The 20,823-nt window shown below is 68.6% G+C and carries 23 protein-coding genes and 1 pseudogene; 13 read left to right on the forward strand and 11 right to left on the reverse strand.

What is annotated here, in order from left to right; genetic code table 11:
- Positions 1-482: 482 nt before the first annotated feature.
- A complete protein-coding gene (locus tag ACIHIX_RS18035; protein ID WP_399956592.1) occupies positions 483-1,064 on the forward strand; it encodes an HAD family hydrolase in 582 nt (193 codons plus the stop codon).
- Between the two features lie 11 nt (positions 1,065-1,075).
- Here the strand turns inward: ACIHIX_RS18035 and ACIHIX_RS18040 are convergent, their stop codons facing one another.
- Complete coding sequence (locus ACIHIX_RS18040; RefSeq protein ID WP_399956595.1) at positions 1,076-1,960, reverse strand: XRE family transcriptional regulator; 885 nt, start codon at positions 1,958-1,960, stop codon at positions 1,076-1,078.
- A 522-nt stretch (positions 1,961-2,482) separates the two neighbouring features.
- On the opposite strand from ACIHIX_RS18040, the gene ACIHIX_RS18045 reads away from it, so the two are divergent.
- Positions 2,483-3,043, forward strand: a complete 561-nt coding sequence (locus ACIHIX_RS18045) for an HD domain-containing protein (protein ID WP_399956598.1) — start codon at positions 2,483-2,485, stop codon at positions 3,041-3,043.
- A 13-nt stretch (positions 3,044-3,056) separates the two neighbouring features.
- Here ACIHIX_RS18045 and ACIHIX_RS18050 read toward each other — a convergent pair whose 3' ends face one another.
- On the reverse strand, positions 3,057-3,527 hold the full coding sequence (locus tag ACIHIX_RS18050) for an NUDIX hydrolase (RefSeq protein ID WP_399956600.1): 471 nt from the start codon (positions 3,525-3,527) through the stop codon (positions 3,057-3,059).
- A gap of 15 nt (positions 3,528-3,542) precedes the next feature.
- Positions 3,543-4,292: an XRE family transcriptional regulator gene (locus ACIHIX_RS18055; protein ID WP_399956603.1), complete on the reverse strand. Its 750-nt coding sequence runs from the start codon at positions 4,290-4,292 to the stop codon at positions 3,543-3,545.
- Between the two features lie 108 nt (positions 4,293-4,400).
- Here ACIHIX_RS18055 and ACIHIX_RS18060 point away from each other — a divergent pair, with 108 nt between their 5' ends.
- Entirely contained in the window at positions 4,401-5,090 is a 690-nt protein-coding gene (locus ACIHIX_RS18060) for an HAD family hydrolase (RefSeq protein WP_399956606.1), read from the forward strand.
- A gap of 639 nt (positions 5,091-5,729) precedes the next feature.
- Positions 5,730-5,924 (forward strand): annotated as a pseudogene (locus ACIHIX_RS18065) (transposase); the annotation flags it as partial.
- Here the strand turns inward: ACIHIX_RS18065 and ACIHIX_RS18070 are convergent.
- The 4 genes from ACIHIX_RS18070 to ACIHIX_RS18085 form a co-directional block, all read right to left on the reverse strand.
- The gene (locus ACIHIX_RS18070) at positions 5,925-7,307 is read right to left on the reverse strand and encodes a GDSL-type esterase/lipase family protein (protein WP_399956609.1); all 1,383 of its coding nucleotides are present in this window, start codon (positions 7,305-7,307) and stop codon (positions 5,925-5,927) included. It abuts the pseudogene before it with no gap.
- A 215-nt stretch (positions 7,308-7,522) separates the two neighbouring features.
- Entirely contained in the window at positions 7,523-8,092 is a 570-nt protein-coding gene (locus ACIHIX_RS18075) for an NUDIX domain-containing protein (RefSeq protein ID WP_399956612.1), read from the reverse strand.
- Positions 8,093-8,180: 88 nt separating this feature from the next.
- Complete coding sequence (locus ACIHIX_RS18080) at positions 8,181-9,311, reverse strand: NUDIX hydrolase (RefSeq protein ID WP_399956615.1); 1,131 nt, start codon at positions 9,309-9,311, stop codon at positions 8,181-8,183.
- A complete protein-coding gene (locus ACIHIX_RS18085) occupies positions 9,301-9,747 on the reverse strand; it encodes an NUDIX domain-containing protein (protein WP_399956618.1) in 447 nt (148 codons plus the stop codon). Before ACIHIX_RS18085 ends, ACIHIX_RS18080 begins: the two co-directional genes overlap by 11 nt.
- A 549-nt stretch (positions 9,748-10,296) precedes the next feature.
- Here ACIHIX_RS18085 and ACIHIX_RS18090 point away from each other — a divergent pair.
- Positions 10,297-10,533: a DUF6300 family protein gene (locus tag ACIHIX_RS18090; protein WP_399956621.1), complete on the forward strand. Its 237-nt coding sequence runs from the start codon at positions 10,297-10,299 to the stop codon at positions 10,531-10,533.
- Between the two features lie 73 nt (positions 10,534-10,606).
- On the opposite strand, the gene ACIHIX_RS18095 is transcribed toward ACIHIX_RS18090, so the two are convergent.
- The 4 genes from ACIHIX_RS18095 to ACIHIX_RS18110 all read right to left on the reverse strand — a co-directional run bounded on the left by ACIHIX_RS18095 (position 10,607) and on the right by ACIHIX_RS18110 (position 12,515).
- Entirely contained in the window at positions 10,607-10,825 is a 219-nt protein-coding gene (locus ACIHIX_RS18095; protein ID WP_399956624.1) for a hypothetical protein, read from the reverse strand.
- A gap of 96 nt (positions 10,826-10,921) precedes the next feature.
- Entirely contained in the window at positions 10,922-11,128 is a 207-nt protein-coding gene (locus ACIHIX_RS18100; RefSeq protein ID WP_399956627.1) for a hypothetical protein, read from the reverse strand.
- 302 nt (positions 11,129-11,430) lie between these two features.
- Entirely contained in the window at positions 11,431-11,661 is a 231-nt protein-coding gene (locus ACIHIX_RS18105; protein ID WP_399956630.1) for a DUF397 domain-containing protein, read from the reverse strand.
- A complete protein-coding gene (locus ACIHIX_RS18110; RefSeq protein ID WP_399956633.1) occupies positions 11,658-12,515 on the reverse strand; it encodes a helix-turn-helix domain-containing protein in 858 nt (285 codons plus the stop codon). Before ACIHIX_RS18110 ends, ACIHIX_RS18105 begins: the two co-directional genes overlap by 4 nt.
- 247 nt (positions 12,516-12,762) lie before the next feature.
- On the opposite strand from ACIHIX_RS18110, the gene ACIHIX_RS18115 reads away from it, so the two are divergent.
- The 8 genes from ACIHIX_RS18115 (at position 12,763) to ACIHIX_RS18150 (ending at position 20,813) form a co-directional block, all read left to right on the forward strand.
- Entirely contained in the window at positions 12,763-13,155 is a 393-nt protein-coding gene (locus tag ACIHIX_RS18115; RefSeq protein WP_399956636.1) for an ATP-binding protein, read from the forward strand.
- A gap of 56 nt (positions 13,156-13,211) precedes the next feature.
- Positions 13,212-13,676 carry a GNAT family N-acetyltransferase gene (locus tag ACIHIX_RS18120; protein WP_399956638.1) on the forward strand — a complete coding sequence of 155 codons (465 nt, stop codon included), beginning with the start codon at positions 13,212-13,214 and terminating at the stop codon, positions 13,674-13,676.
- Positions 13,677-13,788: 112 nt separating this feature from the next.
- Complete coding sequence (locus tag ACIHIX_RS18125; protein ID WP_399956641.1) at positions 13,789-15,204, forward strand: protoporphyrinogen/coproporphyrinogen oxidase; 1,416 nt, start codon at positions 13,789-13,791, stop codon at positions 15,202-15,204.
- A complete protein-coding gene (locus ACIHIX_RS18130) occupies positions 15,194-15,670 on the forward strand; it encodes a hypothetical protein (protein ID WP_399956644.1) in 477 nt (158 codons plus the stop codon). The genes ACIHIX_RS18125 and ACIHIX_RS18130 overlap by 11 nt, the downstream gene beginning before the upstream one ends.
- Complete coding sequence (locus tag ACIHIX_RS18135) at positions 15,667-17,082, forward strand: glycosyltransferase (protein ID WP_399956647.1); 1,416 nt, start codon at positions 15,667-15,669, stop codon at positions 17,080-17,082. Before ACIHIX_RS18130 ends, ACIHIX_RS18135 begins: the two co-directional genes overlap by 4 nt.
- Positions 17,075-19,429: a pyridoxal phosphate-dependent decarboxylase family protein gene (locus tag ACIHIX_RS18140; RefSeq protein ID WP_399956650.1), complete on the forward strand. Its 2,355-nt coding sequence runs from the start codon at positions 17,075-17,077 to the stop codon at positions 19,427-19,429. The genes ACIHIX_RS18135 and ACIHIX_RS18140 overlap by 8 nt, the downstream gene beginning before the upstream one ends.
- Positions 19,426-20,304: a phosphotransferase family protein gene (locus ACIHIX_RS18145; RefSeq protein WP_399956653.1), complete on the forward strand. Its 879-nt coding sequence runs from the start codon at positions 19,426-19,428 to the stop codon at positions 20,302-20,304. The genes ACIHIX_RS18140 and ACIHIX_RS18145 overlap by 4 nt, the downstream gene beginning before the upstream one ends.
- Entirely contained in the window at positions 20,301-20,813 is a 513-nt protein-coding gene (locus ACIHIX_RS18150) for an NUDIX domain-containing protein (RefSeq protein ID WP_399956656.1), read from the forward strand. The genes ACIHIX_RS18145 and ACIHIX_RS18150 overlap by 4 nt, the downstream gene beginning before the upstream one ends.
- Positions 20,814-20,823: the final 10 nt, after the last annotated feature.

Raw genomic sequence — 20,823 nt, forward strand, 5'->3', positions numbered from 1 at the left:
GAGTCGCCTGAAACTGCGAGCGCCGGCACGCTCGGGAAAGCCAACGGCTCGGGCGATGCCACGGGTCACAGCACCAGGGTGCGCAGCCACGAACGCGGGCCGTGATCTTGGCGCCACCCGCGCTGCAGCGGGTCCTCACCTAACAGACCAGCTCCACAGGGGCAGAGGCTGGGGGCCATGTGGAGCGGTAAGCACCAGGCGGATCGGTCCTGTGACGCGATCGATGTACGGACTTCGACAGATGGGCCTCCTTGGTAAGGACCACGCTTTGAGACTAGGGACAGGCATCCATCTCCCCTAACGTCTCTGACCTGGTGTTTTACGGGAGCTTGTACGTTGACATGGTTCCCGGGATGCTTCCAGTCCTCCGGGAGAGTCTCTCGTCTGCCGTCAGCTGAAGGCCGGTGCCAGCAGGTGCTAGCGAGTGCTGATGAAGTGCCCTTGCCTGAGTGCCCGGATGAGAATCGGGGCAGTGTCTGCCCATGGAGTCGGATCTCACGGCGTATGACGCGGTCGTCATGGACTGGGACGGCACGGTCGTGGACTCGCAGCCCATGAACTTCCGTTGCCTGGCGGAAGCGCTGAAGGCGTATGGGGTGCGGTTGCGGGAGGGTTGGTACCGCGAGCGACTAGGGACCTCGGTAGACGGGCTGTTGACTGAGCTCGGCGTCTCGGTACCTCTCACCGAAGTTCTCGACCGCTGTGGCGAACTGATCGTCCAGGAGTTGCCGTCGTTGAAGACGTTCCCGATCGTGGTCGAGTGGCTGCAGCGCGCTCGTGAGAGTGGGCTCGCCTGTGCGGTGGCGTCCGGCGGTGGGGGCGCCGTAGTCCGTGCCGGTATCGAAGCCACGGGGCTGGCGCACCTGTTCGATGTGGTGGTGACCCGCGAGGACGCAGTCCGGGGCAAGCCGGCGCCTGACCTGTTTCTGGAGGCTGCACGGCAGCTTCGAGTGCTGCCGCAACGATGCCTCGTGGTTGAGGACGCGGAAGAAGGGCTCGCGGCAGCTCTGGCAGCGGGGATGGACGTGGTTGACGTGCGGCCATTCGTGACATCCAGCTGGTGATCTGCTTCCACTCACACGGCGAGGATGACCTTGAGTTCCTCAGTGAACTCCGTGACGGCGGGGGCCTGGGGGTAACGGCGCTGCAGGGTGTGATCGAGTTGCTGGGCGCGGCCTCGGACGGAGTCGACGATGCGGCCGCTGGTGAGGGCTTGGCGGGCGGTGGCAGTGGCGGCGTCCGGCTCGCCGAGCGCTGAGTGCGCCTGGGCCAGGTCGAGTTGGGCGATCGCAAGCCGGGTGGGGGCTTGGAGAGGGCGGGGGAAGCTGCGGTATTGGCCGATAGCTTCTTCAGCAGCTGCGCGTGCTCGGTTGGCGTGGCCGAGCCAGCCGTACGAGGAGGCGTCGTAGGAAGTGATGCGCACGGCGTCAACGCCGAACAGCCCAGTGCCGTGGACCGGCAGCTGCGCCTGGTAGTCACGGGCGCGTACGGCGGCTCGTTCGAACTCGTGGTGGTTGCCGAGTCGTGCGTGGGCGCGGGCGACTTGAGCGGACAGGCGTACCGCGGCGTTGCCGTCCCGGGGAGCGACGGCCAGGCCGCGGGTTGCCGCGAGCAGCGCGTCCAAGGGACGACTGTCGTAGAGAGCGTGCGTGCTGCGGACGTCTTCGGCCCAGGCACCGACCTCGGGGAGGTCGGCCTGTTCCCCCTGCGCCCAGGCGTCGTCGCAATACGCCCGGACGAGATCTCCTTCGCCGAGGTCGTGTGCGACCCACGCAAGGATCACCGAGAGCATGCCAGCGTGGCGAGCGAGTTCCCGGGCCTCGCGCAGGGTGTGCCGGTGCTCGTGCTGGAACGTGAAGACGCGATGCCTCAGGCGTGCGGCCGTCGGCCATAGTTCGTGCGGCGGCTGGGAGGAGTATGTGGTTCCTAAGCCATCGACGGCCGTTTCTAGTTCCGCCATATCGGAAGGGTCGAGTTCCGTGAGCGTCGCGTGCTGGGCGTAGGCGCGCGCAGTGGCGGCGCTGTCGGCGCCAGGGGCCATGAGCGGGGCCAGGGCCGTGCCGCCGATCAGCGCGAGGGCGGTGCGTCGCTTCGTGGGATCACCTGCTTCGTCGGGCGCCGCGGCAGGCGACGCAGGATGGTCAGGGCCACGGCCGGATGCCGCGTTTGGGTCCATACCCAGATCAGCGGGTGTCAGAGCCTGGGAGGGCCCGCATAGGCGAGTGAGGGTGTAGGCGAGGACTACCGGTAAGGGATCCCGGGCAGACGATGCCCTATGCCATCGCAGTCGGCATCGGAATGGACACCGCCTTCACCTGCCTCAAGCCCCGCCAGCTCCTCACTTTCTCCGGCCTCACCATCGGCACCTACGTCGCCTTCGCCGCCTGACAACCGACCCGCCTGGGATCGAATCGGCAGGACGTCCCGGGACGTCCTGCCGATCCCCGCCCGCCCCCGCGCCTTACGTCATAGCCTGCCGAACATGGATCTCACCGTTTGGGCCCGTGACCTGGCCAGGTCCCTCCTTGCCGAGCCTCTTCCGCGGCGCTGGGCACACTCTCAGGGCGTCGCTGCAAAGGCGCAGTCGCTGGCGGGAATCCTGGGCGCCGATGCGGAACTGCTGTGGGCCGCGGCGATGCTGCATGACATCGGTTACGCCCCGTCGCTGGCCACGACGGGGTTCCATCCGCTGGACGGCGCCCGCTACCTGCGCGGCCGTTCGGCCGCGGACGAGCGCCTGGTCCGGCTGGTCGCCAACCACTCGCACGCGCTGTTGGAGGCGGAAGAGCGCGGGCTACGGGAAGAGCTGGAGTCCGAGTTCCCGATCCTCCTCGATGACGCCGAGCTGGTGGACGCCCTGGTGTACTGCGACATGACCACCACCCCAGACGGCACCCCGACCACCGTGGACGCCCGGCTGGCAGAGATCCTCACTCGGTACGACCGCGACAGCCTCGTCGGCCGGTTCATCCGCCGAGCCGATGAGGATCTCCGAGCTGCCGTATACAGGGTCGAAGCCCGCCTGATCCTGGCGGAGCAGTAGGAGCGTCTGAAGCTCAGTCGACGTGGGGGTACGCCCCGTCCAGGTAGTGGGAGATCTGCCGGCGCATGGAGGGATGGATGTCGTAGGACTCCAGGTCGCCCGGCAGGACCCAGCGAACGTCGTCTGCTTCGTTGTTGACGGTCGGTTCGCCGCCGACGGGGCGTCCGATGACGGTCACCTCGTATGCCTGCCGGATCTCGCCGTCGGTGTAGGCGACCACGTGCTCCGGGGGCGAGTAGACGCCGAGGAGACCGGTGGGGACGGCATCGATTCCGGTTTCCTCCTTGCATTCCCGGACCGCGCACTGCGCCGGGGATTCCCCGATGTCCATGGCTCCGCCGGGAAGTGCCCACTGGCCCGTGTCGCGGCGTCGCTGCAGGAGGATCGCTCCGTCCGTCTCCTGGACGACGAGCATGTTGCACGCCGGGATCAGCGTGTTCGGCTTGGGTGCGTTCTCGTCGTACCAGTACTCCGTACGTCCCATCGCGGGCCGCGCTCCTTACATGGATTCGGGTGACCAGGGTTTTGCAGTCTCCCAGACCGCCTCGAAGCTGCCGGCGTAGTGGTCGAACCAGCCGTCGTCCCCCAGGCGTCGCAGTTCGAACAGGGGGTTGGCGCTGGCGGGCTGCCCCCAGACGTGCGGGTTGACGAGGAGCGCGTCGTCGTAGCGGAAGAGGCTGTTGTAGAGGGTCGTGTCGTGGAGGCGTACCTCGCAGCCGGGGGTGCCGATCAGCTTGCGGTAGTAGGTGAGGGACGCCCTGATCTTGGCGGAGAGGGTGCCACCGATCCCTTCTTCCTCGTCTCGGACGGCGACCGCCTTGCCCGATGGATCGCCGAAACAGAGACGGACCCGGACCCCGGCGTCGGCGCGCTCGGCGAGCATCGCCGCCACGCGCGGGTTGGTCTGGGCGAAAAACGTTCCGCTGAACACCAGAACGTCGATGTGCTCCTGAGCGGACTGCAGGAGACGAACCCAGGACTTCTGCGGAAAGCTCGCACGGTTGGAAAACGCCGCGACCAGCTCTGCCTGCTCCGTCGGCTGCCCCTGGGCGTCGTCCTCCTCCGGCGGCCACAGATACGACTCGTCCACACCGAGGCGCTCTACAACAGCCCAGCGATGCTTGCGGAGTGGCTGCCGCCCCAAGCTGATCCATCGCTCGACCGTCTTGACGTCGACTTCGCACGAGGCCGCAAGGTCCTCCGGGGTCACCCTCCGCTGGATCATCACCGTACGCAACCGCTCGTTCACGTTCGCATCTTCGCAGGACGTCCTGGGACGCGGCAAGATCTTGCGGGACGCCAGGACGTCCCAAGAGGGCACTATTAACGGGCAGTTCACGATGTCTACTCTGGGCACGTGCAGCTCATTGTGCTCTGGGACGTGGACCACACCCTCGTAGACAACGCCGGCGTGAGCAAAGAGATCTACGCCAGCGCCTTCAAGGCCCTCGCAGGGAGAGATGCCGAGCTGCCCGCGCCGACGGAAGGGCGCACAGACCGAGCGATCATGCGCGCGATGTTCGTTCAGCACGGTCTGCCGGTTCCTAAATGGGAGTCGGCGCAGCGGGCACTGGAGGATGCCGGGCGTGGCCGTGAGGAGGATCTGCGTCGGCGGGGCCGGGTTCTGCCCGGGGTCCAGGAGGCGTTGAAGGTTCTCGCGGCGGACGTCGAGATCTGTTCCTCTGTCCTCACCGGCAATATCTCCGCGAATGCGCGCGTCAAGCTGGGAGCTTTCGGGCTCGACAGCCTGCTCGACATGTCGGTGGGCGGATATGGCGAGGACAGCGAGGACCGGGCCCGTCTCGTCGACGCTGCACGGGCCAGGATTGACTCTGCCTACGGCGTGGCAATGATGGCGCCGACCGTGCTGATCGGTGACACGCCTCGCGATGTACAGGCGGCGTATGACGCCGAGGCGCGCTGTATTGCTGTCGCCTCGGGCATCCACTCGGTGGAGGAACTCCGTGCCGTCGGCGCCGACTTCGTTGTCCCGGATCTGACGGATACGGAGGCCCTCTTGGCCCACCTGTGGACCGCAGCGACTTGAGTCGGGCCCCTGCCACCGTGGGGACCTGTCGAGATCAGGCATTGGATCGTGGCGGGTCAGGGGTGCAGGGCGTAGCAGCGGATCAGGCGGACTTCGCCGGAGTACTGCCGCTGCTGGGACAGGCGCGGCGGGATGTCCTTAGAGGTCGTTTTCATCTAGTTTGCGTCGCCTCATGTGTCACAGACGGTACTCGCGTCTCTCCCGTATCGGATTCCTGCGCGGAGCGGCGGGAGTAATCGGAGATATCAACTCACCTTGGAGTGAGACGTGCTTCACAGGATGAGATAGGCAATATGGGCTCCCCGCGCGCCTCGTTAACCGCACCAGCCCCTAAAGTCTCCCAAACGCCGCTCCATCACGGGTACTTGTTGGGATGAAACAGGCTCTGTAGATGAAAACGACCTCTTAGAGGTCGTTTTCATCTGCAGTGCGGCACTATCCACGGTTTTGTGCCTGCTGATGATCTGATGCTGGTGAGTCTGCAGTGCGGGACGTGGCTCGCGGGACGGATGGTGTGGCGTCTGGGGAGAGGGCCGACTTACGCCTGTCTCATTCCAGGACGCCCGGGTCTGTCCCGTGCTCCCGCGAGGTAGAACGCACGCCTGGGCGTACGCCCCCGAACGGCGGTATGCCCAGGTCATGACCGACCGTCGTGCGTATCCGAGTGATCTGTCCGATGCCCGCTGGGAGTTGATCGAGCCGGTGCTGTCCGCCTGGCGCTTCGAACGCCGGGGCCGGGCCCTGGACATCGGCCGGCCACCGCGGCACGACCTGCGCGAGATCATGAACGCGATCTTGTACGTGGACCGCACCGGCTGCCAGTGGGCCTACCTCTTAGGACGCGGCGGGCCGGTAGCGGGCAAACAGCGGGCCGTACGCAGTCAGTGCACGGTCGCGCTCCAAGAGCGGATAGTCCAGGAGCTTGTCGACGATGCGGTGTTCGGCGAGGAGGCGCTCGGCGTGCTGGAGCAGCACGGTGTCGCCGAGTTCGGTGAGGTGGACGCCGTCGCTCCACACCCCACCTGCCTGATCGTCGGCGGGCAGGTGACGGGCGACGGCGGTGAACGGGGTCCACACGTCCAGGAAGTGCGCGCCATACGCGGCTGCAGCCTTGCGGGCAGCCTCGTTGTATAGGCCAAGCTCGGTGTTCATGGCGGCGACGGTGCCAGGATCCACGATGGGCCCGAACGGCGTCTCGCTGATGACGACGACCTGCCGGGAGTAGCCGGTCAGCCGCTCCAGCATGGTGGTCATGTGCCGGGTGTACTCCTCGATGTCGACAGCCTCGGACAGCCGGTTCTGGAAGCGGCGCCAGACGTCGTTGATGCCACAGCCGAGGAACACCAGGTCGTAGTCGACGCCTTCGGTCGCCCGGTCGGCTTCCACGAGAGCGGCGACGTCCCGGCTTGTGGCACCGCCCTCGCCGTGGTTGCGGACGTCGAAGCCGACGTGGGCGTGGGCGGCGCGCAGAGACAGTGCGAGGCGGCGTACCCAGCCGCGCTGGTGCCAGCCCTCGACGGTGACCTTGGAGCCGACCTCGGGCAGGTTGGCCTGGGTGGTCATCTGTGTGTTGAACGCTTCGAGGTGCTCCATGATGCTCGTCCCGAAGAACCCGACGGTCAGGGTGCGCCGGTCCTGGCCCGCGACGGGGGCGCCGTCGAAGTGGCGGCGTACGCCTGCGGGGACGCCTGCGGCGATGGTGTCGGGGGCGATGCTGTGGGCGACGACGGCGTTCGCCCCGACCAGTGCGTTCGCACCGATGCGGACACCGCCGGTGACCGTGACCTTGTTCGAGAGGGTTGCGCCCGGCTCGATGATGACCGGCGCGGCCTCGAACCCGGACGCCCACGGCACGAGCTGCCCGGTGGGCACGTTGGTCGTGGTTCGCGCGCGGTGGTTGTGGTCGTGGAGGTCGACCATGTTCGACAGGGCCGCGCCGTCACCGAGGCGGATGCCGGCCATGGCGGAGATGAATGTGTGCTCCCCGATGGCGACGTCGTTGCCGATGATGACGGTGGCGCCGCGGTGGACCTGGATGGTGGACCCGCGCCGGATGGAGACCCGGTCACCGATCGTCAGGTGGGCGCCGGTGTCGAGCTCGATCACGAGGTCGTCGGGCAGGTCGCAGTCCTCGCCGAGGGTGAGTGCCGCGCCGTGCTGGGCGCGCAGCCGGTCGGCTGCTGGCACGTCGGAGGTGGCAGGGGCTGTGCTGGTCATCGCGAATGGTCCTGTTCGCTGGATGTGGATGAGGGCCACGGGGCCGGTTCTCAACCTACCGACCGTGAACGGATGGTGTCGGACAGTCAGTTAGGTCAGCCGCTCCACCTTCGGCTCCAGCCGTCCGAAGTCGTAGCGCAACGCCCCGCCGAAGAGAGCGACCTCAGATTCAGATACGGCCGGCTCCGTCTTCCACACCCGTTTCCACAGCCGCTTCATCGAGCCCCCGGCGCAGCATGACCAGCGGGAACGTGCGGTTCGCCGTCGACCAGAACAGCTGGCACGCTGGTGAGCAGTGCGGCATGGGCCGCTGTGATACGACGGGCGAGGCGGTGCGGCAGCCGCCCAAGCGCCTCGTCGATGGGCAGGAACTCGGCCGCGCCGATCTCCCCATCTACAAAGCGCAACGACGTGCACTGCTCTTCAGCGAGTGGACCCACGTGGAAGACCGTGACCACCATCGCCCGCCCGTACCTCGCGGCTGGCACCTGATCCACGACCAACAGTCGGCCCACCCCTACGCTGGTCAGGTAGAGTTCCTCGGCCAGCTCCCGCTCCAGGCCCTCGATCTGCGTCTCGCCGGCGAGCACCATGCCGCCGGGCAAGTCGAAGCCATCCTTGTAGGTCGGGTCGACTACGAGAATCCGGCCGTCGGCGTCTGTGATCAGCGCCGTGCAGGAGGCCATGGGCGCCTCGACCTGCGCCCAGTACGCGCGCTGCGCATCGGTCACCACGCGGTCCGGGCGGCCGACGGCCCGCTCTGTGGCGTCAGGGTTGCTGGTCATTCAAGTCCTCCTCGAAGGCCAAAGGCAGTGCCGGGTTTCGTGCCGACCGAGCGTCGGCCAGCCCGTGGTGGTGGTCGTGACCGGAACGTCAGAGCAGGCGGGCCGCTATGCCCGTCCGGGGGATCTCGATCGCGGCCTGCGGTTCACTCAGCGCAATGCCCCAGCGGGCTGCCGCCGTACGGGCCGCGTATGCGGCCTGCTCCCGGCCGGCGACTCCCAGACCGAGCAACTCGCTCGCCTGTACCGGGCTGACCAGCAGTCGCCCGTAGGTGATGCCAGTCGCAACATCCCGCGGTGCCGACCCCAGCGAGTCGATGCGGGCGATGAAGCGGGCCCGCGCGTTCTCCCCGACGCCCGGCCCATAGACCGCGCCGTCCGGATCGTGGAGGTAGCCGAGGTAGGCGGCATCCAGCAGGTGCAGGTCCGCTTCTTCGGCAGCTTCCCGAAGGAGCGCCGCCTGCGGCCCGTCGTCTGCCTCTTCCAACGTGCCGCCCGGCAGGACGACATGTCCGTCGCGCGGATCGACGAGGACGACGACCCTGCCAAGCGGGTCGAACGCCCACACCCACGCCTGCTTCACGGGCAGACCGGCGGTCGGCTCAATGCCCGGGTACCAGGTGACGTCCCCGTAGCCGGCCACGATCCGCGGAATGACATTCAAGCGCTCCAGCGCCGACCCGGCCCCGACCGGTTCCCCGTCCTCCAGCACCGCGGGACCCGCATGGTCGATCCGGGCGCGCAGTGCGGCAAGCATCCGCCGCCCCTCGATCGGGAACATCTGGACAGCGGCCTGCGCCGGGGGCAGGAAGCGAAAGGAGGAGATCTCATCCTTGGGGAGACGAATCCGTCCGATGTCGCGCTCCTCCAGCATGCCCCCGTCCCAGACGGAAACGGTCTCGCCGCAGAAGCCGTACACGGTCCCGAACTCCGGATTGCCCTTGCTGACCCAGTCGACCGCCAGGAGCCCGCGGACGCCGACAGACAGCCCTAGTTCCTCGGCCACCTCACGCACCGCCGCGGCCGAGGGCCGCTCGGACTGGTCGACTCCCCCACCGGGCAACAGCAGCTTCCCTGGCCGGTACGCCGGATCCAGAACCAGCACCTTGCCCTCAGCATCCGTGAACAGCACCGCGGCACCGCCCCAGAAAACCGCACGCGAGCGTGCGTAGTCCTCCGGCGCCATCAGCCCCACCGGCTCGCGCTCGCCGTCAGCAGGCATCGGGCCACCCCAGCGTGCTCGCGCTCTGGCCCCGCTCAATACACGTCAGGGCCTGGCGGGTGTAGCGCACCAGCTTCTCCGGCAGCGCCGTGAGCGGCCACCACCGCAGCTCCGCACACTTGTCCGGTTCCGCGACGTATGGCCTCCCGGCGTATTGCGTGGCGGTGAAGAAGAGCTGGAGTCGGCTCTCGCGGGTCTCGGCGTCGTGGTCGTGCGCGATGTGTGCGACCGCCAGGTCCTCCTCGGCGAGGGCGATGCCCAGTTCCTCCCGAGCCTCTCGCACCATGCCGGCGAGAATGGACTCTCCGTCCTCCAGATGACCCGCGGGGACGTGCCACCAGCCGTCGCACCAGGCAGTGCCCGCCCGGAGTCCGAGCAGCACCCGATCCTCCCGGAGCAGGACCAAATGAAGCCCGATCACGGAACGGTAGGCCAACGCCTTCTCCTTCTCGACGCGTCGGCGCGATCGGACCGCGGCCGAGAGCGCCGACAGTCGCGGGAGCCTCCCGGTGCGGGAGGAACAGTTCTGCGTTCGCGGTGGCTGGAGAGCTCGTGAATGCCAGCCTGGCAAGAAAGGCTGGATCAACTCGGGCGCGGTGAAGGTGTCGCCGCACAGTCGACGCCCAGCACGCAACTCCCACGGCATAACAGGGCCTCCCGAGGCACGAGGAAATCAACGCTCCTGCCGCCTGTGACCGCAGCGACCCGGGTGCCCGTTGCCGGACGCTGCCGAGTCTATCTACCTTGAGCCGTACGGTCGTTGGGTACCGGTGTCTTGTCGCCGCATCCAGTCGTTGTGGTGATGCCTGAAGTCCCTGAGCACACCGAACCTGCCACGAGAAGGAGCCCCTCCTCAGATGTTGCTGCCTCTCCCGGAACGCCTCCGCGCGATCGGTGGAACGCTACCGCTCGCCCCGGAGTCGACACGGTCGCCTGACACGTCGACGAGCGCCACCCCCTCTTGCTGCACTAGAACAGGCCGATCGTGACCGGCGTGCAGTGGATGGAGCTGGGCGCGGACTGCGACGCCGAACGCCCCGCCGCCGGCCCGTTCATCCTCTGGCACCATGACCCCGACCGGGATCCGAAGGCGTTGCCGAAGCTGTTCGAGGACTGGGAGTTGGAGACCATGCACAGCCATGGGTGGTCCCGCGTGCCACAGGAAGCGACGCCCTCCAGTCCGCTGATCCCGCCTGGCCTCCCGTCACGCGGGCGCGGCTGAGATCGGGGCGCTACGGCAGACGCCAAGCTGGGCGCCTCACGGGAAGCATGCCGCCCTTGCATCGGCACCAAGATCACTCACCATCAGTCTGTGGCTGGTACCTCTGGACGGAGACGTCCGCCCACAATGTGGCGATCACAAAGTCGGCGTCCCGAAACTCTTCGCGGGTGATCCGCCCGTAGCGCTTACCCATCCCGATATGGGCCTCGCTCTCGGCCCGGATGATGGAGGGCCGGTCGTCCACCGGGTCGGTGACGTGGGCGTCGATGAGGCCGTACTGGTGACTGTTCATGTCGCTGACGTGGTGACGGATGCGCGCCCAGGGTTCGTTGCTGCGGCCGATCTTGATGCGAGGAATGGGCCCGGCTTTCTCCAGAACATAAGGCCGCTACCCCTCGCCCGTGCTGACCAGAGCGTTGTAGACGCGGTCCAGGATCCGTTCCTGATGACGCCGGACGACCAAGCGCAGCGGCAGCTCAGCACCAGCCAGCAGGATCGCCCGGGCCTCCTCTTTGATCTCCTCGAATGAGGGCGAGGCAAGGACAGGCAAAGGCGTGAAGGGGAGGATGGGCAGCGGCGACAGCGATATGGTCACACGCGGATCTTCCCCCATTCACCAAGGGCTTGTGGCGTCGGACCGATTGGCGCTCGGGCAGTCGGGCACGACCCGGCAGCCAGCAGTCCTGCCGCGTCAGCGGTACGCGGACACGGCATGCGTACGCGAGGGCTGCTGTTCGCGTCCGAATTGCGGTGGGCGGGAGGGCTGGTTCTGCTATCGCGTGGCCAGTGGCGCCTTGATGGCGAGCAGGAGCCCGGCGACACTGCGGCCGGGGCGTGCCGCAGCCACGGCTTCCTGCACCGACCGCCACACCATCGTCAAGTCAGAAGCGATGCCGATCAGTTGCGTCGGAGTTCGCCGCGGAGGATGCCGCCGACGAATGCGTCGTATTCGGCATCAGTGAACAGGTGCGGGGCCTTGCCGGTGTTCTTGGAATCGCGCAGGGCCACGATTCCCTGGTCGAGGAAGGCGACCTGGACGCAGGTCTGGCCACCGCTGCTGCTGGTCTGCCACTGGGCGTCGCGCAGCTGGGACTCGACCCAGGACGGGTCGAGCTCGTTCTTGTTCATGCAAGATCCTTGGAGATGGCGGTGAGGAGTGGTACGGACGCCTTCTGGGAAAGGGCGTCGGATTTGAGCATGTCGCTGGTGGTGCGGTACACCTCCACCGTGTCTGGCTCGTTGAGGTGGAGCAGGGCCCGTATGGACTCGATGCACACGAGGTCCCGGCCCGTCGGGAAGGACATGAGCATGAAGTGCCCGTCCATCCCGGCGTGTGCGCCGGCCCGGTAGGGCAGGACCTGGATGGTGATGTTCGGGTCCGTGCGGGCAAGCCCGATCAGGTGCTCGATCTGGGCCCGCATGACGGCCTTGCCCCCGATCTCCTGACGCAGGAGCCCTTCGGGAAGGACCGCCCATATCTTCAGCGCAGGGTCGCGCTCCAGCATGTTCTTCTGGTGCTCCTGGCGCATGGCTACGAAGCGGTCGATTTCCTCTGGGGTCTTCCAGGCCCGGCTGCCTTCGGTGACGGCCCGGGCGTACTCGGGCGTCTGCAGCAGGCCGTGGATGGCGACGGGGTTGAAGACGAACAGGCTGCTGGCGCTCTCGACCAGGGAGAGGTAGTCGCCGAGCGGGTCGTCGACAACGCCCTCGTACCGCTGCCACCAGTCGGCCTCGCCGGCGCGGCGCACAAGGTTGCGCAATTCGTCGCGCAGGGCCGGGTCGTCGATCTGGTAGACCTCGAAGAAGTGCGGCAGTTGCTGGATCTTTAGTCCCTGCACCCCCTTCTCGATCTTGCTGACGGTGGAGAGGGACTGATACCCGAGGCGGCGAGCTGCCTCCTCCTGCGTCCAGCCCAGGGCTTCGCGGATGCGCCGGAGCTCCGCGCCCAGGCGTCGGCGTCGCGGGGTCGGCTCAACCGGCATCCCCACCTCCTCGTGTTGGGCGACAGGCTAGCGTCTGCGCCAGTTCGGGAATATGCCAAATCCCTGAAAGGAAAGACTTTCCTCAAGGGCCTTCTTGCCGCAAGGGTAGTTGGCGGTCCATTATCGAGTCTCGCCTGCTCGGACGGTGGCGTACCGGTTACACGGCGCGACCGCGTTCGAGTGCACGTCCGCGCCGCTTGGAGGGCCAGTGCCTGGGATGGTGATCAGCCCGGTCCGGCAGCACCACATGGTGCTGGCGAGGATCAGCCCCGATGCGATGGAGCCCGTGCGCGAGATCGTTCGGATCCTGCTGCGGATGTGGCGCAAGAGCGACCTGAGCTTTGTGGCCGAGCTCGGCGTCACCGAACTGCTGACGAACGTCTGGAAGCACACTCCGGGCGACTGCGAGCTCCTGATCCGTGAGATGCCCGACGGTGTCCTGGTCGGCGTCACCGACTTCGACGACGCGCTTCCCGCGGTGAAAGAGCCAGTGGACGATGCCGAGTGCGGCCGGGGCCTGTTCATGCTGGCCGCGCTCACCGAGGAGCTGCAGACCCAGCCCCTGCTCACCGGGAAGCAGGTGTGGTTTCGCCTCGGACGCCCCCTCAGCGGTGGCGAGGAAGCGGCGGAGCATGGCTGAGCGATTACGAAAGATCGGCGCGGCAACAACGGCCCCGTCCTGTCAGGAGTGCACGTATGCAGGCTGTTCTCGCCGTCCGGGCCGATCTTCCCGCATGGCTGCGCCTGGCGGGCGAGGTCGAGGATCTGTTCGGCCCCATGGTCGACGATCCGCAGTTCCGGGAGGCCGTGGAACGCAACATCAAGCGCGGGACCGCCCTGTGCGTACGCGATACGCCGGATGTGCCCAGCGGCGCGCTCGCCGGCGGGCTGCTGATGTCGGTCCATCCACCGCTCTACGAGATCAGCTGGCTGGCGGTCGGCTGCGCCTGGCGGGGCCGGGGCATCGGTGGACTGCTGGTTCGCTCCGCTCTGCGCGACCTCGCCGTCGCTTCGGGCACGGTCGAGGTGACGACGTTCGGGCCGGACCACCCTGGCCAGGACGCCCGCGGCTTTTACGAACACCTCGGCTTCGCACCTGTCTTGCCCCTGTCGGCGGACGGCACGCGCCAGACCTACCGGCTCCACCTGCCGGATGGGTGACGTCCGCTCCCGGGCCGTGGTCTGCGGGCTGCCGCCTGCATCAACTCCAAGAGGACAACAGGCCGAGAGGCAGGCACCGACTGAGTTCCGACCGCGCGAGGGGGAAAGTGTCGTGAGGAACACCAGAGCACGCGCCACCATCCCGGTGGTGATCTTGGGTGGGGGACCGTGCGGACTCGCGTGCGCTCACGAATTCCAGCGCCTCGGTCACCGCGACTGGGTACTACTGGAGGCCGCGCAGACGGTCGGGGGCTTAGGATCCTCGGTCGTCGACGAGGCCGGCTTCACCTGGGATCTCGGCGGTCACGTCGTATTCTCCACAGTGAAGAGCTTCGACGCGTTACTGGACGAGCTGTTCGCGCCGCATGACCTGCTGCGCCACGAGCGCTCCTCGTTCGTCCGGCACAGCGGACGGTGGGTCCCCTACCCCTTCCAGCAGCACCTGCACCACCTCCCCGTGGCCCAGGCCCAGAAGTGCCTGGACGATCTGGCCATGGCCCAGGCCCGCGGCCCGGCCTCTTCGGGAACGGACTTCGGCGTGTGGCTGGAGGCCACCTACGGCCCGGCCTTGGTGGAAGAGTTCTTCGCCCCGTACAACCACAAGATATGGGCCACGGCCCTGAGCGAGATGTCCTCCTCCTGGATAGCGGAGCGGGTCGCACCCGCCGACACCAGCGCACTGCGAAGGAGGGTGACGTCGGAATCGACTTCAACGAGCCGGTGGGGCCCCAACGCACAGTTCGCCTTCCCAGCGTCGGGCGGCACGGGCGCGATCTGGAAGCGGCTGGCCTCCCGCCTGAGCGGCGATGTCCGGACGGGGCAGACCGTCCTGCGCATCGATGAGGCGGCGAAAACCCTGCTGACCTCTGACGGCAGCATCCTCTCCTACGGGAGCCTGGTGGCCACCGGCGCGCTCAATCAGCTCGTCGCGATGACGGCCGGGGCACCCGCGTATGTACGCCAGGCCGCCACGGCTCTGAAACACACCACCGTGGCCATGGTGGGCCTCGGCTACAAGTCACCGACCACCGACCGGCGTTCGTGGCTGTACTTTCCCGGCCGTGAGGCGCCGTTCTACCGGGCGACGAACTTTTCCCGGTACGCACCGGCCAATGTCCCTCACTGCGACCCGAGCCGGTACTCGGCCTGGATGACCGAGACGTCGCTGCCCGCCGGGGCCCTCCTCGACGAGGCCGCCCTGGTCGAGGAGTGCGACACGGCTTTGCGGCGCTGCGGTCTGGTTCCCGACGGTGCCCAGCGCGTCAGCGGACACTTGGAACTGATTCCGTACGCCTACCCGGTTCCGACGACCGGCCGGGACACGGCCCTCGGGCGCATCCAGCCCTGGCTGGAGAGCCACGAGATCTACTCGCGGGGACGCTTCGGCACCTGGCGCTACGAGATCGGCAACATGGACCACGCCGTCACCATGGGCCAGGACATCGCCCGGCGGCTCGTCCACGGCACCGCCGAGAGGATCTACACGCCTCCCCGCCCGGCGGCCCGGGAGGCGGTTCATGGGCGCTGAACTCCGCCTCGACGCTCATCCAGTCACGAGCTGGCTCCTGCTTGGAGCCGCGCCCGACAGCACACGCGCCGTGGACGAGCTCCTCGACCGGGGCGTCACGCACGTCCTGGACTGCCGGACCCCGCGCCCGGCGCCACCGCCCGCGGCCATCTGCCCCGGCCTGGTGTGGTGTTCGGCGCCCACCGAGGACGACGGCGCCTCGCGCGGCACCGACTGGTACTCCGCCTGCCTGGCCTTCGCTGAACGGGCGGCACGTGAGGAGAACGCCCGGCTGTACGTCCACTGCGCGGCCGGAGTGAACCGCTCCCCGGCCGCCGCCTACACGATTCTGCGCTCGCGCGGATGGTCAGCCGCCGCCGCGCGGTCCCGCATCCTGGCCTGCCGTGCCCAAGCCCGCCCCCGCTACTTCGAGGACGCCGAACAGTGCCTGGCCGAACTGGGCCTCGTCGAACAGGAGAGAGCGTGATCCGCGCCAGCCGGCTGCTCGCCGCCGCCTACACCGCCAGGGCCCTCTACATGACGGCCTCCCTGGCCCTGTCCTACCGGGACCTACGCACCGAGGCCGACCGTGCCGAGGAGGACCTTCCCGAGGAGACGCCGGGCCTGACGGTGATCATTCCTGCTCTGCGGGAGCAGGCAGTGATGCCCCGCTCGTTGGAGCACTTCGCCGCGCTCGCCGCCCGGTGGCCTAAGTTGCGCGTCCTGGTCGTCACCGCGGCACGCGAGGCTGCCGAGACGCCCAGCGGCCGGCCCACCACCGACGACGTGTGCCGGATGCTGGCTGACCAGCACAACACCAGGCTCGGCCGGGAGGTCTTCGCCGTCGTGTCCTACCCGGGGCAGGGCCGCCGGGCCTCCCAGCTCAACTACGCCGTGGCGGAGTTGGACAAGCTGTCCCCGTCCGTCGGCGACTACGGCGACTACGTTGCGGTATTCGACGCCGACGCGGTCCCCGATGCCCGGCTTGCCTCCCAGTTCGCCCGCGCCGCGAAGGGGCGGCCCGCGATGATCCAGCAGCCGATGCTGCCCGCCTTCCCCGGCAGTAGCAGCGGGCGGCGCTCGGCGGTGATGTCCGGCCAGGATCTTGCCGCGTTCCGCCGCACCCTGGGCATCGAGTACCGCCGTATCAAAGTGGCCCGCTGGTGTGCTCCCGGCCAGCGCCCCCGGCTGCTGGCCGCGCTCGCGCGCCCGATGGTCTACGGGGTGGGTTCCGGGCTCATCGTGCGCCGCGACAAGATCGAGGACATCGGGTTCTTCCAGGAACCGCACGATGACCTCGCCGTCGGTCACCGCCTGAGCATGGCCGGCGAGCCGATGGCGGTGCTGCCCTCGGTCAACATCGTCGAGCCTTACCAGAGCGTGGGGGCGATGGCGCGGGCGTTCAGCAGTGTGGCCTTCGCGAACGCCGCGACCCGCCACGACTACCGCTTCGCCAAGGCGCACCCCACCCGTCTCTCGGCTGCCGGGCAGCGGCTCCTGGCGGCCCGCGCCCTGGCCGATGGTGCGGCCTGGGCGCTGGGACCGGCGGTGATGGGCGCCGCCGCCACCCACCTGGCGGTGAGGCGGCGGTACGGGCCGCTGTTGGCCGCCGCTGTGGCAGCGGGCCTGATCGAGCCGGTCGTGGCCTACCGGCTGCGCGGACGCGTCCTCGACGACTTCCGAGCGGCCGGTCCTGCCGGCGGGACCTGGCGGCAGCCGCCGCCCGCTGCGGCCGTCGCCACCTACATGCTGCAGCCCGCGGTGAGTGGGCTGGGTCCGTGGCTGCTGGGCGTGCGCGCGGGTGCCGCCCGACTGACCGGCCGGGAACTGAGGTTCACCAAGACCGAGCACCTGGGCGAGCTCGCCCCCGAAACCCGAGGAGACACCGTTCATGGGTGATCTGGACATCGGCTGGGCCGTGCCGACCGCGTTCCCCGAAACCGGCTGGAGCCGCGCGTTGATCGACGAGCACCTCGAACAGGCGCGGGGCGAGATACCGGCGTGGGACGACCCCGAGCAGACCCGGCTCGGCTTCGCGATGGCCGCCCCGCATCCGGAGGCGGTACGTGTCCTGTGTGACTGGTCCGCGCTCAACACCAACAACGTCGGCACCCACACCCGCTTCGGGGAGGGCAAGGCGGGCACCCGGCGGCTGGAGAAGGAAGCACTGGCCGTCCTCGCCGGCCTCTATCGCGGCGGCGCCCTCGACGGACACCTCACCGGCGGTGCCAGCGAAGCGACCCTTGCTGCCCTGCGGATCGCCCGCAACCTGCTGCGCGCCGACGGCCACCAGGTCCGCGTGATCACCTCCGACCTGTGCCACGCCTCGGTCGGCAAGGCCGCCGAGGTCCTCGACCTCGACCTGGTACGCCTGCCTGCCGGGCCCACCTGGACCCTGACCCGCGAGCAGGTCCGCCACGCCGCACAGGAGGCGATAGCGGCCGGGATCACCGGCGTCATCGTGGTGGCCACCGCCGGCTACTACAACAGCGGCTTCGCCGACCCCGTCGACGAGATCGCCGCTGACCTGCGCGACCTCGCCTTCCAGCACCCCGGACAGGCGGGATGCTTCCTGCACGTCGATGCCGCCCACGGCGGATTCGTCTTCCCCTTCACCGCCCCCGATCTGCCCTTCGACTTCCGCAGCCCCGGCGTGCACTCCATGGCCGTCGATCCCCATAAGGCCGGTCTCATGCCGTACGCGTGCGGGGCCCTGCTCGTGCGCAAGGGACTGCTCGAACACGTCACCCGCATCGACCCGCACACCCGGATCCCCGACGAGACCGTGCTGGGCTCCCGCCCCGGCGCCACCGCGGCAGCCCTGTGGGCCACGCTGCACACGCTGGGCCGTACCGGCTACACCGCCCTGACGAGCCGCTGCCTCGAACACCGAGATCAGCTCACCGCCGCCGTACGGGCCGCGGACCCCGACGCCCTGCTGGTGCCCGCCCCGCACGCGCCCGTTCTCTCCGCCGCCTTCAGCCACCCCGGCGGACGGCTGCCGCCGGAATTGTGCGACCACTACCGGCTCGTCCCCCTCAGCCTCCCGGACCCGCACGGCGGCGGGACGCGCCTCTTCTACCACTTCTACGCCTCCGCCTCCCTGACCGGCGCCCAGATCACCGCGTTCGCCGGGCACCTGGCCGATGCCACCGCCCAGGCCCGCGCGACGGCTTCCGACGACCGCGGCAGCCGGCGGAGCATCACCTCCGAGGTGGTCGCGGACACCCGCACCCACACCGACTGCTTCCGTCACTTCGTCGTCCACCCCGAAGGACGTCGTGACCCGCAGGTGCCGGGCTACTCCTTCCACACCTTCGCCCACCGGCGCGCCACCGGCGAGCAGATGCAGGACATCCGCTGGGGCGAGGCTCGGGCCGGAGGCGACCTGTGGATCTACGCTCCCGACCTGAAAAATCCCCTCGCCAATGAGCTGATGGGGGTGCGCACCGAGGGCTATTTCCTCGAAGTCCTCGACCTCCACCAGCAGCAGTTGTCCCTGGTCGGCGCGATCCACGCGACGATGCTGCTGCCGGGCTCCCTGCGTGTCCTGCTGAACTTCGAGGCGGACGGCACCTTCCGCTCCGCCGAGTACAAAGCCCTGGGCGAGCACGGAGCCGACGAGCTGCAGATCTTCCCCGACGCCATCACCGCCAAGATCGGCAAGGACGCGGCGGGATTCCTCCGCCCCCACAGCGACGACTACTCCTTCTCCATCGACACCTCGGCCGAGATCAGGGTGCGCCGCACCGACGGCGCCGCCGCCCCCGTCGTCCAGATGGCCCGTCACAACGCCGATGTGCTGCTGCCGCGCCGCCGGCACCTTCGGCGCGAGCAGTTCCGGCGCTTCCCGAACCGGTTCTTCGACACCGAGCTGGACATCGAGGCCGGCCGGACCTGGACCGGCACCGCCTACCTGGCGGAACTTCTCGCCCCCACCAGCATCGGCACCGTACTGGCGGCACGCTCCGCGACCGCGGGACTGTGCACCGTGGACGGCAGGGTCAGCGACAGCGGCCTGCACCTGGCACTCACCGCGCTGTCCGAACCCAGGACCGATGCCGTCGAACTCGCCGCGCCCTTCGACCTCGGCCGCCAGCTGCACGGCGCACTGCCCCGCCTGGACGTGCGCGACCCAGACCAGCTCGGCGTCGAGCAGGTCATCGACTTCGCCGAGAACGTCCACGAGGTGTTCATGCGCGACGGACTGCCCGCCAGCCTCGTCATCGCGGGAGCCAGCCGATGACCACAGCCACGCTCGACCGCACGGCCCTGCGCCGTCTCCTGCCCGGCGCCAAAACCCTCAGCGCCCGGCCCTTGCCTCAGGGCCGCTTCAACACCTGCTGGCACCTTGCCGACTCCGACCGCGCCTATCTCCTCAAGCTCAACGACCGTGAGGGCGAAGCCCATCTGCGTCAGATGGGCGCGGCCATGAGCGCCGCGAGGGCGGGCGGCGTCGCGGTCCCGCAGGTCCTGCGCGTGGGCGCCGACCCTGACCTTGGCCCCTTCCTGCTCCAGGAATGGCTGGATGGCCGCACCTTCGCCGAAGCCCGCCAGGACAACGCCATCACGGGGGACCTGTGGCCGCGGCTCGGACGCCAGATCTCCCTGCTGCACTCCATCCAGCCACCACGTCCCCTCGTGGCGACACCGGCCTCCCGTGCCCGCCAGCTCGCCGACCTCCTGGACGGCCTGCGCCGACACCGGCTGATTCCCACCGCACTCGCCGAGGCAGCCCGCCAGCGCGGTCTGAGTCTGGCCGAAACACTCGGCGACCACGAGTGCGTGAATACCCATCAGGACATCCACCCGGATAACATCCTCATCCGTCCCGGCGGCAAGATCGCCCTGCTCGACTTCGACCACGCCACCACAGCGGAATACGCCAGCGACTTCGTCAAACCCGACCGATGGTGCCTGCCCTCCGCCCACGACCGGCAACAGATGCTGGACGCCTACTGGCAGCAACGCGGGGAAGTGGCCGACCCGTTGTTCGAGCAGCGCCTCGCCTTCCACCGCCTGGTCATCACCCTGTCGTACTTCCTGTACTGGCACGGTCGTGACCCCACCCAGCTCCCCGGGTGCACCGCGGCCCTGCGAACCGAACTGGAGCGAACATGACCGCCAACGACACCGCCACCCCTGCCGTTCCGGCTCCCGCACCGGTCACCGGGCCCGGTGTCCAGGTCGTCGCCGCACTGCTGCGCCGCGACGACCACATCGTCCTCGTCCAGGAACAGCGTGACGGAAAGGAGATGTGGTCCGTCCCCGGCGGCGGCGTCGAGCGCGGCGAACTCCTCACCGAGGCCCTGGTCCGCGAGGTCAAGGAAGAGACCGGCCTGAACCTGAGGGCCGTGGGCCCGCTGGCCTACCTGGTCAACACCACGACCGAGAAGTACCCCTCCACCGTGGTGTTGACCTTTGACTGCACCGAGTGGGACGGCGAGATCGCGGTGCACGACCCGGACGGCAAAGTGACCGGCGCGGTCCTGCTGCCGCTGACCCAGGCCAAGGCCGTCCTGGCCTCCTCTACCGCGACCCGACCCGAGATCGAACCCCTGCTGGACTACCTCGACAGCCTCAGCGCCGGCCGCGTGTGGTCCTACCGGGACGACCTGCCCATCGAATGACCGCGCCCGG

This window comes from Streptomyces sp. NPDC051913 (assembly GCF_044593635.1).
Classification (GTDB): Bacteria; Actinomycetota; Actinomycetes; order Streptomycetales; family Streptomycetaceae; genus Streptomyces.

Excerpts from the sequence above, each read along its gene's own strand:
- ACIHIX_RS18035 (WP_399956592.1), top strand. The coding sequence starts at position 483 with ATGGAGTCGGATCTCACGGCGTATGACGCGGTCGTCATGGACTGGGAC.
- ACIHIX_RS18040 (WP_399956595.1), bottom strand. The coding sequence starts at position 1,960 with ATGGCGGAACTAGAAACGGCCGTCGATGGCTTAGGAACCACATACTCC.
- ACIHIX_RS18045 (WP_399956598.1), top strand. The coding sequence starts at position 2,483 with ATGGATCTCACCGTTTGGGCCCGTGACCTGGCCAGGTCCCTCCTTGCC.
- ACIHIX_RS18050 (WP_399956600.1), bottom strand. The coding sequence starts at position 3,527 with ATGGGACGTACGGAGTACTGGTACGACGAGAACGCACCCAAGCCGAAC.
- ACIHIX_RS18070 (WP_399956609.1), bottom strand. The coding sequence starts at position 7,307 with ATGACCAGCACAGCCCCTGCCACCTCCGACGTGCCAGCAGCCGACCGG.
- ACIHIX_RS18075 (WP_399956612.1), bottom strand. The coding sequence starts at position 8,092 with ATGACCAGCAACCCTGACGCCACAGAGCGGGCCGTCGGCCGCCCGGAC.
- ACIHIX_RS18080 (WP_399956615.1), bottom strand. The coding sequence starts at position 9,311 with ATGCCTGCTGACGGCGAGCGCGAGCCGGTGGGGCTGATGGCGCCGGAG.
- ACIHIX_RS18095 (WP_399956624.1), bottom strand. The coding sequence starts at position 10,825 with ATGAACAGTCACCAGTACGGCCTCATCGACGCCCACGTCACCGACCCG.
- ACIHIX_RS18105 (WP_399956630.1), bottom strand. The coding sequence starts at position 11,661 with ATGAACAAGAACGAGCTCGACCCGTCCTGGGTCGAGTCCCAGCTGCGC.
- ACIHIX_RS18110 (WP_399956633.1), bottom strand. The coding sequence starts at position 12,515 with ATGCCGGTTGAGCCGACCCCGCGACGCCGACGCCTGGGCGCGGAGCTC.
- ACIHIX_RS18115 (WP_399956636.1), top strand. The coding sequence starts at position 12,763 with ATGGTGCTGGCGAGGATCAGCCCCGATGCGATGGAGCCCGTGCGCGAG.
- ACIHIX_RS18120 (WP_399956638.1), top strand. The coding sequence starts at position 13,212 with ATGCAGGCTGTTCTCGCCGTCCGGGCCGATCTTCCCGCATGGCTGCGC.
- ACIHIX_RS18130 (WP_399956644.1), top strand. The coding sequence starts at position 15,194 with ATGGGCGCTGAACTCCGCCTCGACGCTCATCCAGTCACGAGCTGGCTC.
- ACIHIX_RS18140 (WP_399956650.1), top strand. The coding sequence starts at position 17,075 with ATGGGTGATCTGGACATCGGCTGGGCCGTGCCGACCGCGTTCCCCGAA.
- ACIHIX_RS18145 (WP_399956653.1), top strand. The coding sequence starts at position 19,426 with ATGACCACAGCCACGCTCGACCGCACGGCCCTGCGCCGTCTCCTGCCC.
- ACIHIX_RS18150 (WP_399956656.1), top strand. The coding sequence starts at position 20,301 with ATGACCGCCAACGACACCGCCACCCCTGCCGTTCCGGCTCCCGCACCG.